A 13091-nucleotide genomic window follows, 5' to 3' on the forward strand; every position below is an offset into this window, starting at 1 on the left:
GCACCCGAAGGTGTGGGGCCCGTCGCGGGGAAGGACCGGGAGTCTCTGCAGCCCTCAGGACTCCGGCGCGGTCCGATCATTCACGTTCCGAAAATGACTATAGGCAAGCCTGGCCTAACTTGCAAGCGCGGCGACACCACCACGGCGAAACGCCGTCCGGTCGGCACGCGCCCGGACCGGCACCCCGGCACCCTCGAAGGCGTCGAGCAGGCCCTGACCTCGGCGCATCGCGACGGACTCGCCGACGCCACCCAGGATCGGGACCAGCGTGGCGGCTCCGAGGATCGCCTCACCGACCATGGCCCACAGACGCGATCGATCGAGCGGCACGATCAGATCCAGCGCATCGAAGATCACTGCCAGCGCGGCGTGACAGCGGTGCGCGGTCCACACCAGCAGGGCGCCCTCACACGGCAGCGTCACCGCCGCGCGCGTCCCGGCCCATCGATCACCCGGCAGCACCCGCAGCACCGGATCGCTGACCCCCGCCCAGTCGATGCAGCCGTCACTGTCCATGTGCAACCACAGATTCTCCAGGCCCGGATCCCAGGCCCGCCCCTCCAGCACCACGAGCGCCGCGACCCGGCCGATCACCGCATGAATGAGAGCGGTCGCGACCGATGCGCCCGCCGCCTCCCGGTCACCGAGATCCGCCAGCGCACGCTCGACCATCCGCACCATGCGATCGCCCCAGATCCCGTCGGCGGCGGACCACCAGCGACGCTTGCCCTGGTCGGCCATCAGCGCGACGGCATACACCCGGGGATACTCCGGGTAGATGCTCCGTAGCCGGTGACAGGAGTCGTCGAGCGCGGCTGCCGGGTCATTCCCCACCTGTTTCACCGAAACGGCGGTCGATGACACTGCGAACGGGGACGCTGCGATGGATGACACTGCTCACTCCTGGGTCGGCGACATACGGACATCTCGACGAGATCAACACCGGACGACCACATGCCGGGTCGACCGCGAATGTAGGTTAGCCTAACCATTACTTGCGGGCGAGCGGGAGCCGAACCCCCGGACGGGGATAGGGTTCCGTAACCTAATCTCGCAAGCTTGCGCCTCGCCGATCAGGAGCCTCCGACCGTGACGTCCACCCCCACACCCGGTTCGGTCGCCGCTCGCCCCGGGCCGACCGAGACCCGGGGACCCACCCGACCGAGCTCTACGGTTCGCTGGAGGTCCCGACCGGACCCGCACCGCTGCAACGCCGGCTGGTCGCCGCCCTCGCGGACCTCGGCGTGGTCGCCCTCCCCTGGTCATCGGCTGGTTCATCGTCGACTCCCTGCGCGACGACAACGGCGGCGGCCAGATGGATCGCGCGGTCTTCGGCGGCGTCGCACTGATCACCGCCGCCGCCCTGCTCGTCTGGAACCGCGGCAGCAGGGAGGGCGCGACGGGACAGAGCGTCGGCAAGGGCTGGCTGGGTCTGGTCACCCGTGATGCCCAGTCCGGCCTGCCGCTCGGCACCCGCCGGGCCCTGCTCCCCCGCGCCGGCGCCGAGGTCGTCCGGCTCAAGACCGCGGTCGCGGAGGGTTTCACCCCGATCCGCCGCGACACCTCGATGGCCGCGATCCGCAAGCGCCGACTGCTCGGACTCGCCCTCCTCGTGCTGCTGCTCGCCGCGGCCGCCCTCGCCAGCGTTGCCGTCGGCGCCCGGCCGATGACCTTCGCCGAGATCTTCCACGCGCTGTTCACCCCGACCGGCCTCGACACCGACCTGGTTGTACGCACCCTGCGGGTGCCGCGCACCGCCCTCGGGATCGCCGTCGGCATCGCGCTCGGCATCGCTGGCGCGCTCATCCAGGGCCACACCCGCAACCCGCTCGCCGACGCGGGCCTGCTCGGCCTCAACGGCGGCGCCGCGTTCTTCGTGGTGCTCTCGATCTACCTGTTCGGGCTGGGCGGACCGAACGAGTACCTGTGGTTCGCCTTCGCCGGGTCCCTCGCCGCGAGCATCGTCGTGTTCGGCATCTCGTCCATCGGCAACGGCAGATCGAGCCCGCTGAGCCTCGCGCTCGCCGGTGCCGCGGTGGCGATGTTCCTCAGCGCCATGACGAACACCGTCATCCTGCTCGACCAGACCAGCCTCGACGGCTACCGGTTCTGGGTCGTCGGCTCCATCGCCGGGCGAGGACCCGAGGTGCTCTGGCAGGTGCTGCCGTTCCTGGTGATCGGCGCGCTGATCGCGATGGCGAGCACCCCGAGCCTGAACGTGCTCAGCCTCGGCGACGACGTCGCCCGCGGCCTCGGCACCAACATCGTGTTGAGCCGGACGATCGGCATCATCGCGATCACCCTGCTCACCGGCGCCGCCACCGCCGCCTGTGGCCCGATCGCCTTCGTCGGACTGGTGGTACCTCATGTCGCCCGGTCGATCACCGGACCGGACTATCGCTGGCTGGTGCCCTACGCCGGCATCATCGGCGCGATCATGGTCCTGCTCGCGGACGTGATCGGCCGCGTCGTGGTCCGCCCCGGCGAACTCCAGGTCGGCATCGTATTGGCGCTCTTCGGTGCACCGTTCTTCGTCGCGCTCGTCCGGCGCAGAAAGCTGGTGTCGCTGTGAGCCTGATCGACGACAAGGTCGAACTCCCCACCACCGTGCCGTCGCGCCCGGGGTTCCGGGTCGGGCCGGTCTCCCTGGTCCGACGCACCACCATGGTCGCGATCACCGCAGGCCTGCTGCTCGCCGCGTTCCTGCTGCTGTGCATCAACATCGGCCGCGGCGACTTCGCGATCTCGGTGCCGACTGTCGCCGAGATCCTCTTCGGCGGCGGCACCAAGGTCGAGCGATTCATCGTGATGGACCTGCGCTTGCCGCGCGCCCTCACCGCCCTGCTCACCGGGCTCGCGCTGGGCATCTCCGGCGCGATCACCCAGTCCATCCTGCGCAATCCCCTGGCCAGCCCGGACCTGTTGGGTATCACCGCCGGGGCCAGCGCCGCCGCTGTTGCCCTCATCGTGCTGGCGGGCGGCGGCAGCTTTGTCGGGCTGCTCGCGGTGCTCGGCATCCCGATCGCGGCGCTGATCGGAGGCATCGCGACCGCCGTCATCATCTACGCGCTCGCGTGGCGCGGCGGAGTCCAGGGCTACCGGGTGGTGCTGATCGGCATCGGGTTCAACGCCATGCTTATCGCCGCGATCCAGTGGATGCTGATCTCCGCCGACATCAACGACGTCGCCCGCGCGCAGGTCTGGCTCAACGGCTCCCTCAACGGCAGCGACTGGGCGCAGGTCTGGCCCGTCGCGATCGGCGTCGCGGTGGTCGGCACGATCGCGCTGATCTCCTCCTTCACCCTGGGCGCGCTGCGCCTCGGCGACGACAACGCACGCTCGCTCGGCGTCCGGCTCCAGGCCGGCCAGGCCACCCTGCTGCTGGCCGCCGTGGCGCTCGCCTCCATCGCGACGGCCGCCGTCGGCCCGATCGGGTTCGTCGCGCTGTGCGCGCCCCAGCTCGCACTCCGGATGCTGCGTACCGCCGGACCTCCGATCCTGGCCTCCGGCCTGGTCGGGGCCGTTCTGGTGGTCGGCAGCGACGTCATCGCCCGCACCATCCTCCCCGTCGAACTCCCCGTCGGCATCGTGACCTCGGCCCTCGGCGGACCGTTCCTGCTGTACTTGCTCGTCCGCAACAATCGAAAGGTGTCGGTCTGATGAGCGAGCTCACCACCGAGCACACCGTGCCCCGGCTCGCGGCCGAGGCCCTCACCGTCGGCTACGGCGACCGCGTCATCGTCGACGGACTCGACCTCGAGATCCCGACCGGCGTGGTGACGACGGTGATCGGGCCGAACGGCTGCGGCAAGTCCACCCTGCTTCGCTCGCTCGGCCGACTGCTCAAGCCGAAGTCCGGCCAGGTGCTGCTCGACGGCAAGGCCATCTCCACCCTCAAGACCAAGGACGTCGCGCGCACCCTCGGCATGCTGCCGCAGGCCCCCGTCGCGCCCGAGGGACTGACCGTGGCCGACCTGGTCGCCCGCGGACGGCACCCGCACCAGTCCTGGATCCGACAGTGGTCGGCCGACGACGAGGGCGAGGTGGCCAGGGCGCTGGCCCTGACCGGGGTGTCCGAACTCGCGGATCGACCCGTCGACCAGCTGTCCGGCGGACAGCGCCAGCGCGCCTGGATCTCGATGGCGCTCGCCCAGGGCACCGACATCCTGCTGCTCGACGAGCCGACCACGTACCTGGACCTGGCGCATTCGGTCGAGGTCCTCGACCTGGTGGACCGGATGCACGAGGAGCTCGGACGCACAGTGGTGATGGTGCTGCACGACCTGAACCTCGCCATCCGGTACAGCGACCGCCTGATCGTCATGTCCGAGGGCGCGGTCGTCGCGTCCGGCACCCCGAGCGAGGTCATCTCGGAGGAGCTTCTGCTGGAGGTGTTCGGGCTCGAGGCCCGGGTCATCGAGGACCCCGTCTCCGACCGACCGCTGATCGTGCCCATCGGGACCCGGCACGTGTACGGGTCGATCGGTGGACCGTCGGCCGCGGCCGACGCGGTGGGCGTCGGTTCGGCGTGAACTAACTCTTACCTCCACCGATCATCGTGCGCACCAGGCGAACTCCCTGCCCGATCGAGACCTCCGGCAGGTAGGCCCTGCCGATGGCGTTGCCGATGCTCGGCAGCGCCGCCGGATCGGCGAACGTCATGTGCATCGGCACGTACTCGGGCTGGAACTTCGACTTGAAGGCCAGCAGGGACCGGAACCCGTACACCGGTTCCAGGGTCTTGCCGAGCACGTCGAGGAGGCGATCCAGCACCGTCGACAGCGTGGACCGCTCGAGATCCTCCTCGGCGTCGGCCGCTGCCTCCGACGAGCCGACCTTCGCCAGCGGCGCGCCGGACAGGCTGACGAACTCGGCGCCCTCCTCCTTGAGGAGCATTGCCGCAGATGCGATCAGGAACTCCATCGCGGGCCGGAAGCCCTCTGCGCGGCGGCGCATGAAATCGAGCGTCCAGCCGACCACGCGGCCGTCCCGGTAGACGGGCATCCACGAGGTGACCCCGTGCACGGTGCGCTCGGCATCCACGGCGACCAGGCATCGCACCTGCGGGTCGTCGATCTCCTCGAGGCCGCCGAGTGTGAAGCCCATCTCCGGCATCCCCTTGTCCGCCACCCACTCCTCCGAGATGGCGGTGATCTGATCGGTGATCGCCAGCGGGGCGTCGGGGAACGAGATCCACTCGGCGCTGATCCCGTCCTTCTTGGCCCGGTTCACCGCGGTGCGCACGTCCTGGAACTTCTTGCCGGTGAACGCTAGATCGTCGAGCCGGAGCACCGTCTCCTCCGCGACCTGGATCCCGGACCACCCCATCGAGTCGGTCACCTCCCGCAGGTCTCCGGTCACGGAGTAGAAGCACGGAATCCACCCGCTTCCGGAGGCGAACTCCGCGAAGTCGGTCACGTTGCCGCGCAACCGGTCCGGCGGACCGACGGGGTCGCCGGTGGTCAGCGCGACGCCCGCGATCACCCGGTAGGCCACGTAGCTCGTGCCGTCCGGACTGAACCAGTACTTGTTGCCACGCCAGGTCGTCATCCAGGACAGCGGACTGCCACCGCTGGCGCACAACAGCTTCCGGGCCCGTTCGGTGTCCTCGGTCTCGGCGCCGTAGGCCGGCTTGAGGAACGTTGCCAGCGTCGCCACGCAGGCGACCACCCAGAACACCACTCCGGTCCACTCGAACAGCAGCGTCGTGGCCGCACTGTCGGGCAGCAGCCGCGGATCCAGCCACTGCAGGTAGACCGGTGGGATCAGGCGTTGCGGGTAGTCGGCGAGCAGACCCGCGAGTCCCGGATCCCGGTCGAACCCCTTGCGCGCCACAAGCCCACCGAGGACATACACGATGCCGAGCCCCGCGGCGACGGCCAGCAGGATCGTCCACATCCGGCGATACGTGCCCTTCGGCGCGGCGACATCGAAGAACCGCCGAGTCAGCAGCAGCACCACGAGGATCGCGAGCGGCGTCAGGAACGGCGTGATGGTCCGGTACAGGTTCGGCGAGTCGAGGCCGTAGAAGAGCGAATCCTCGCCGACCGATTCGATGAACCTGACGACGTAGTTCGCCACGGACAGCGCGAGCAGGATCGCGTGCACGACCACCGCCGCGATCCACGCGAACCGCCTGCCCCGGCGCAGGCCGTCCGCGAGCACCAAAAGGAAGACCGAGGGCATCAGGCTCAAGAGGGTCGGCCCGACCCCACCCAGTCGCAGCCCCAGCAGCCCGCGCCTGCACGCCTCACTGTTCGACGCGCCCGCGCAGATGGCCCGCACCTCGTCAGGAGTCCATGGCACCCCGCGGAACAGTTCACGCAGCACGGCCAACGGTCCGACGGCGTTGGGCGAGAGGGCAGCCAGCGCCGGGCCGAGCGCGCCGGCCGCGACCACGATCGCGACGAGCACCCGGCCCTCGCGACGGGTCCCCGCGAGCCGAGCCCCGCGCGCCGACCGGCCGACGATCCAGGGACCGAGGACCAGCCCGACCACCGCCGCGGCGAGCCGGATGATGTCCTCGAGGTGCCCGCCGAACAGTGCGAGGGTGATCAGCAGCGCGAGCAGCCCCACCCGGGTCCGCCGCCGCCACAGCGTGTCCATCCGCGAACTCGCCACCATGGCCACGCCGACGATCCACGTCGTCGGGCCGACCGCGGCCCCGATGTGCAACCGGAAGCCCCACCCCTCGTCGACCAGTTTCACCAGCGCGGCCACCCCGATCCCCAGCAACGCGCCCAGCACCTGGGTGCTCGCCGCCGCCACCGCGAAGCGGCCCGAGCCGATCCGGTGCTCGATCGGTGCGGCCACCAGCAGGACCAGCATCGTCGCGACCAGATACCCGGCCAGGCCCGGTGCCCAGAGCCCGGCGGTGAGCGCTGTCCAGAGCCGACCGTCCTCGAACGCCCCTATCCCCGCCGCGAAATGACGGTCCACGTACCGCGACGGTCCCGACAGCAGGCTGCCGGTCGCCGCACCGAGGACCCAGATCAGGACCAGCAGCCCGATGCTGACCGGCGCGCCGGACGCCCCCGACCTGGCCAGCTCGAGGAGCCTGCGGGTCTGCCGGGTGGCCGCCGTCGCCGTCGCCTGAGTCACGAAATCAGCCCCATCCTCGTCGCCAACCACCCGAGCTCGCGTTCGAGCCCGGCCGACCACACCGCAAAGCTGTGTCCCCCGGCAGTTCCACGTACTGCACGTCCATCCCCGCGGCCTCGGCCGCCTGGTGCACCCGCTTGGCCCCCGGCCGATACTCGCCGTCGTCGCTGCCGACGACGAACACGCCAGCCGTGTCCGGGTACCTGCGCGCGGCCATCAGGTCCATCGGGTTCACCGCCGTGAACTTCGACGCATCACCGCCGAATGCCTCGTCGACCGTGCGGGCCCGATCCCCGAGCGTCGGCTCCTCCTGACCGGACAGGTCGAGGAACGTCGGATACACCTCCGGATGATTGGTGGCCATCTGCAGCGAACAGGTGCCGCCGTAGGACAGGCCGCCGATCGCCCAGGTCCGCGGGTCACGGTTCACCTCGAGATGCGACTTCACCCAGTCGGGTACGTCCTCGGCGAGGTAGGTCGCCACGTTGCCGAGTTTCGAGTCGAGGCAGAGGGGATTGGCGAGCTGGGACCCGGTGCCGTCGGCGACCACCACGACCGGGGCCAGGCCGCCGTGCTGGGCGGCGAAGTCGTCCATCGTCTGCGCCAGCCGTCCCCCGTTGAACCAGTCCGCAGGGGAACCCGGCTGCCCGGCCAGCAGGACGAGCACCGGCAGCTCGGGCCGGGGGTCGGCGAAGTAGGCGGGCGGGAGGTAGATCTGCGCGTCCCGCGCCCCGAAGCCCGACGCGACGCCGGGAATCGACACGGTGGTCACCCTGCCCTCGGTGGGCAGGTCGGCAGGCGGCCGCCACACCGACTCGAGCGGGATACCGGTGATCGGGTCGGGCGTGGGCGGCGGGACCTCGCCGAAGGCGATCTCGTTGGGATTCGGGAGGCCGAGGACATCGCGCACCGTCGGGTACGCGGCGAAGACCAGGTTGATCTGCGCGCCTGCCGCCGCGGCCACGGCAACCGTCGCGAGCACGGAGACCACCGCCCGCCACACCCGCCGGTCGAGGAGCAGCCGCGCCACCAGCAGCGCCACCGCGAGGATCCCGAGGCCGATCCAGACATAGATCTCGGTCTCGATCGGATCGGGAAAGGGCCGCCACCACTTCTCGACGACCACCCAGAGGGCAACGGTGCACCCGAGCGCGACCGCCGTGGCAAGCGGGATGGCCCGGTGCCGGTACCGACGCGGGTCCGTGGTCGGGGCCAACAGCAGCCAGAGTCCGCCGACCGCGCCGAGGGCCGCGATGAACCACGGCAGCGGGCCGGAGGTCAGTGACCAGCGAAGCAGCCAATCCACAGGTACGCCTCTCGACGGGTGACAGCAGACTATTCCCTCCGGCGTCCCCGGGCCGGTACCGAAACGAGCACATCCACACATAGCACGGATCCGGGGATTTCGTACTACGAGTAGTAGTACGCATCTGCGTCGGACAGTCCGTACACTGTTCCTATGGCAGGACTTGGGGAACTCGAGCGCGCAGTCATGGACCACCTCTGGTCCAGTTCCGAACCGCAGACCGTGCGACAGGTGCACGAGGCTCTCGCCACGCGCCGCGAGCTGGCGTACACGACCGTGATGACGGTCCTGCAGCGTCTCGCGAAGAAGGACCTGGTGATTCAGCAGCGCGACGATCGCGCGCACCGCTACGTGCCCGTGCACGGCCGCGACGAGCTCGTCGCGAGCCTGATGGTCGACGCGCTTCAGCAGGCGGACGAGTCCGACGGACGGGTCGCCGCACTGGTGCATTTCGTCGGGCAGGTGGGCGCCGACGAGGCGGCCGCGCTGCGTGAGGCTCTCGCCGCGCTCGAGGCGTCGGAGGCGTCCAAACCCACCCTCCGGAGCGTCGATCCGGGGACCGATCGCGCCAGCTGACCCCACAATGTGGATGATGGGTGGGCAATGAACCCCACCACCGCACTTGCCTTCGCGCTGCTCGCATTGTTGCTTGCAGGGCCGGTGCCAGCCCTCCTCTCCCGGGCCACCTGGCCCTACCGGGCGCCAAGGGCGGCGCTGGTGCTGTGGCAGGCCATCGCGCTCGCGGCAGTGCTTTCGGCGTTCAGCTCCGGACTTGCGATTGCGACGGAACTGCTCGTGCCCGGCCCCGACGGCAGGCCGACCACCGCGCCCACCGCCGAGATCGACGCGCTCGGGCTCCCGCTGTGGATCGCCTATGTGGTGGTGCTCGCGCTCACCCTCCTGATCGGCGCGAAGCTGGTGTTCTCCATAGCCTCGGTCGGCGTGCGCACGCGCAGGCGCCGCGCCCGGCACCGCATGCTCGTCGATCTCCTCGACCAGCGCGACCCGCAGCGTGGACGCAACTCGAACCTCCGGGTGCTCAGCGCCTCCGAACCGATCGCGTACTGCCTGCCGGGCCTGCGCCAACGGGTGGTGCTCAGCGAGGGCACCCTGGCGAACCTCCAGCGGGAGGAGATCACGGCGATCCTGATGCACGAGCGCTCCCACCTGCGCGCCCGGCACGACCTGGTGCTCGAGGCGTTCACCGCGGTGAACGAGGCCTTCCCCCGGGTGGTCCGCAGCAAGTCCGCGCTCGGCTGCGTACAACTGCTCGTCGAGATGCTCGCCGACGACTCGGCCCTCAAGGTCACCGGCCCCACTCCCCTGGCCCGCGCGCTCGTCGCCTGCTCGGGTTCCAGCGCCCCCGTCGGCGCCATGGCGGCAGGCGGTCCGCACACCCTGACCCGGATCAAGCGGCTCGGGGGCGACGGCAACGATCTGCAGCTCGCGGCCGCCGCGTATCTCGCGTCGGTTGCCATCCTCGTGGTGCCGACGATCGCCGTCGCGGTGCCCTGGCTGGTCGAGCTCAGCCGCCTGTTCCGGGGCTGAGCCCGACCCTTCGCCGCGTCAGGCGACCTGGAGCACGGTCCGCACCGGGGTCGGATTGCGGGTCAGGTCCAGCACCGGGCAGTGCTCGTCGACCACCTCCTGCAGCTCCGCGTATCGCTCGGCGCTCTCCGGTCCGGTGAGCGTGACGGTGACCCGCACCTCGCCGAAGCCGGGGCGAACCGCCCCGTCGAGGCCGAAGAAGCCCTGCACGTCGAGGTCTCCCTCCGCCGTGGCGGTGATGTCCTCGATCTCGAGGCCGAGCTTGTCCGCCCAGAACCGATAGGTCACCACCTGGCAGGACAGCAGCGCCGCCAGGTAGTACTCGACGGGATTGGGCGCGGTGGATCCGCCGCCGAGCGCGGGCGGCTCGTCCACCTCGACGGTGTGCTTGCCTGCTCGGACGGTGCTGGCGACGGCGTCGTGCGCGGTCGCGTTCGCAGTGAACCGGACCCGGGCGTTGGCGCGATCCTTGCGGACGGCGTCGGTGGTCGCGCGGATGATGCCGCCCAGGTGCGAGGTCGCGGTATCGGGGTTCGGGGTCGTGGGCGCAGCATTGATCGTGGACATGGAATTGTCTCCTTGCGCAGGATGTGGGTGAACGTCGCAGGATTCGACTCCGCGAGCGACGGTCGCGGTTCAGGTCGGATCAGCGGCCGCGACAAGCGGCGGCACACACCAGCGCAAGATCGATGTGCCGACGACGGACGAGGGCCATAGCCGCATCGGTCACGTGGGTGTCGGTCACGAGGCGATGCTAACCGGTGAATCCTGGTGGTGCACAGGGACTCCGCGCGCTCCAACGGCAGGCCAACGGGCAGTTGCCCACGTCACAACCCTGCTGACGTGTGGTTTTCCTGCGCCTCGCGTACACTTAACGACGGCCGCAATCGCGGTCCACCAATTGATTGTTCAGGCACCCAGCCCCGCCCCCGGCCGTAATGTCACCGGGAAAGGCCAGGCGAAAATGTGCCCTGGCTCGTCTCTTTGCGTGCTGCATGACAGCTCGCGCTCCGCGACGCGCCCGACGTCCGGAGAGGTATCCGCGTGACCGACGCTGTCCACATGTCTTCTGCTGCCCCTGTTTCCCCCGAGGAACTGGCGCCGCTCGAGTCCCCCTCGCCCGCCGAGGAGACCCCCACCATCACCTTTGCCGAGATCGGCCTGCCCGCACCCGTGGTCGCCGCCCTCGCCAAGAACGGCATCACCGTGCCGTCGCCGATCCAGGCGATGTCCGTGCCCGACGCGATCGCGGGCAGGAACGTCCTCGGTCGCGCCCAGACCGGATCCGGCAAGACCCTCGCCTTCGGCCTGCCGATGCTGGCCCGGCTCGCGCAGCACGAGGACCGTCCCGCTGCCAAGCGGCCGCGTGCCCTGGTCCTGGTGCCCACCCGCGAGCTCGCGATCCAGGTCGTCGACTCGCTCTACCCCTACGCGTCCTCGGTCGGCGTGCGGGTGCTCGCCGCGGTCGGCGGTATGCCGTTCACCAAGCAGGTCGAGCAGCTGCGCCGCGGCGTCGACATCCTCGTCGCCACCCCCGGCCGTCTCGGCGACCACCTGCGTCAGGGCACCTGCATCCTCGACCAGGTCGAGATCACCGCGCTCGACGAGGCCGACCAGATGGCCGACATGGGCTTCCTGCCCGAGGTCCGCTCGATCCTCGGCGAGACCCGGCCCGACGGTCAGCGACTGCTGTTCTCCGCGACCCTCGACCGCGAGGTGCAGTCCCTGGTCCGGCAGTTCCTGGCCGACCACGTGACGCACTCGACAGAGGACGGCAAAGCCAGCGTCGACACCATGGAGCACTACGTGCTCCTCGTCGATCGCGGCCAGAAGGACGTCGTCCTCGCCGAGATCGGCGCCCGTGACGGCCGCACCATCATGTTCGCCCGGACCAAGCTCGGCTGCGAGGGCATCACCGATCGTCTTCGCGCGGTTGGTATCCCGGCCGAGTCGCTGCACGGCGGCAAGGCCCAGAACCAGCGCACCCGCGTCCTCGAGCGCTTCAAGAGCGGCCGCACCCCTGTGCTGGTCGCCACCGACGTCGCGGCCCGCGGCATCCATGTCGACGGTATCGACCTGGTCGTGCATGTCGATCCGCCCGCCGATCACAAGGACTACCTGCACCGCGCCGGCCGGACCGCCCGCGCGGGCGAGAAGGGCACGGTCGTCGCGATCGTGCTGCCGAACCAGCGCCGCCTGGTCCGCAAGCTCACCGGGATGGCGGGGGTTGACGCCACCGCGGTGAACGTCGCGCCCGGTTCCGAGGAGCTGGCCACCATCACCGGCGCCAAGGCACCGAGCGGCGAACCGGTCCGCGAACAGAACTTCAAGAGCGATCGCTTCGGCGACCGGCCCCGCCGTGAGGGCGGCTACCAGGGCAGCCGTCCCCGCCGTGAGGGTGGCGGCTACCAGGGCAGCCGACCCCGCTCCGAGGGTGGCTACCAGGGCAACCGTTCCGAGGGTGGTTACCAGGGCAACCGGCCGCAGCGCGAAGGCGGCGGCTACCAGGGCAGCCGACCCCGCACCGAAGGCGGCTACCAGGGCAACCGCTCCGAGGGTGGCTACCAGGGCAACCGTTCCGAGGGTGGTTACCAGGGCAGCCGTCCCCGCACCGAGGGTGGTTACCAGGGCAACCGGCCGCAGCGCGAAGGCGGCGGCTACCAGGGCAGCCGACCCCGCACCGAAGGCGGCTACCAGGGCAACCGCGCCGAGGGTGGCTACCAGGGCAGCCGTCCCCGCACCGAGGGTGGTTACCAGGGCGAGCGCAAGTACAACGACCGCCCCCAGCGCAGCGAGGGCGGCTACCAGGGCAGCCGTCCCCGCACCGAGGGCGGCTACCAGGGCAACCGCTCCGAGGGCGGTCACCAGCGTTCGCACGGCAGCCGTCCCTACGGCGACCGCCCGCAGGGCGATCGTCCGTACGGCGACCGTCCGAACCGCGACTCCGGCAACGGCGAGCGCAGCTACGGGGATCGCCCCCAGCGCAGCGGCGATTCCTCGCGTTCCGGCGGCGGCTTCCGCAGCCGGACCGAGCGCCGCTCGTACGACGGATTCGAAGGCCCCCGGGGCGATCGCTGATCGCTGAGCGCCCACTCGCTCGACACAGACACCCAGACGCCACCGGCCGCACACGCGG

At 70.4% G+C, this 13091-nt stretch carries 8 protein-coding genes and 2 pseudogenes; 6 read left to right on the top strand and 4 right to left on the bottom strand.

What is annotated here, in order from left to right:
- Nucleotides 1-114: 114 nt before the first annotated feature.
- Nucleotides 115-843, bottom strand: coding sequence for a hypothetical protein (locus BTZ20_RS13720; protein ID WP_411269072.1), 729 nt, complete (start codon nucleotides 841-843; stop codon nucleotides 115-117).
- 335 nt (nucleotides 844-1178) lie between these two features.
- Between BTZ20_RS13720 and BTZ20_RS13725 the strand changes: the two are divergent.
- The 3 genes and pseudogenes from BTZ20_RS13725 (at nucleotide 1179) to BTZ20_RS13735 (ending at nucleotide 4532) form a co-directional block, all read left to right on the top strand.
- Nucleotides 1179-2572: pseudogene (locus BTZ20_RS13725) on the top strand (FecCD family ABC transporter permease).
- Entirely contained in the window at nucleotides 2569-3660 is a 1092-nt protein-coding gene (locus BTZ20_RS13730) for a FecCD family ABC transporter permease (RefSeq protein WP_077041751.1), read from the top strand. Before BTZ20_RS13725 ends, BTZ20_RS13730 begins: the two are co-directional and overlap by 4 nt.
- Entirely contained in the window at nucleotides 3660-4532 is an 873-nt protein-coding gene (locus BTZ20_RS13735) for an ABC transporter ATP-binding protein (RefSeq protein ID WP_077041752.1), read from the top strand. Before BTZ20_RS13730 ends, BTZ20_RS13735 begins: the two co-directional genes overlap by 1 nt.
- 1 nt (nucleotide 4533) lies before the next feature.
- Here BTZ20_RS13735 and BTZ20_RS13740 read toward each other — a convergent pair whose 3' ends face one another.
- Together BTZ20_RS13740 and BTZ20_RS13745 are read right to left on the bottom strand one after the other, a co-directional pair.
- Complete coding sequence (locus BTZ20_RS13740) at nucleotides 4534-7101, bottom strand: DUF2156 domain-containing protein (protein ID WP_077043700.1); 2568 nt, start codon at nucleotides 7099-7101, stop codon at nucleotides 4534-4536.
- Nucleotides 7098-8407, bottom strand: a pseudogene (locus BTZ20_RS13745) (alpha/beta hydrolase). The gene BTZ20_RS13740 and the pseudogene BTZ20_RS13745 overlap by 4 nt, the downstream one beginning before the upstream one ends.
- A gap of 153 nt (nucleotides 8408-8560) precedes the next feature.
- On the opposite strand from BTZ20_RS13745, the gene BTZ20_RS13750 reads away from it, so the two are divergent.
- A complete protein-coding gene (locus BTZ20_RS13750) occupies nucleotides 8561-8983 on the top strand; it encodes a BlaI/MecI/CopY family transcriptional regulator (RefSeq protein WP_077041753.1) in 423 nt (140 codons plus the stop codon).
- 27 nt (nucleotides 8984-9010) lie between these two features.
- A complete protein-coding gene (locus tag BTZ20_RS13755; RefSeq protein ID WP_077041754.1) occupies nucleotides 9011-9955 on the top strand; it encodes a M56 family metallopeptidase in 945 nt (314 codons plus the stop codon).
- Between the two features lie 18 nt (nucleotides 9956-9973).
- On the opposite strand, the gene BTZ20_RS13760 is transcribed toward BTZ20_RS13755, so the two are convergent.
- Nucleotides 9974-10522, bottom strand: a complete 549-nt coding sequence (locus BTZ20_RS13760) for an OsmC family protein (protein ID WP_077041755.1) — start codon at nucleotides 10520-10522, stop codon at nucleotides 9974-9976.
- A gap of 495 nt (nucleotides 10523-11017) precedes the next feature.
- On the opposite strand from BTZ20_RS13760, the gene BTZ20_RS13765 reads away from it, so the two are divergent.
- Nucleotides 11018-13033 carry a DEAD/DEAH box helicase gene (locus tag BTZ20_RS13765; protein WP_145982296.1) on the top strand — a complete coding sequence of 672 codons (2016 nt, stop codon included), beginning with the start codon at nucleotides 11018-11020 and terminating at the stop codon, nucleotides 13031-13033.
- Nucleotides 13034-13091 lie beyond the last annotated feature (58 nt).

It is taken from the genome of Rhodococcus sp. MTM3W5.2, assembly GCF_001984015.1.
GTDB classification, from domain to species: domain Bacteria; phylum Actinomycetota; class Actinomycetes; order Mycobacteriales; family Mycobacteriaceae; genus Rhodococcus_G; species Rhodococcus_G oryzae.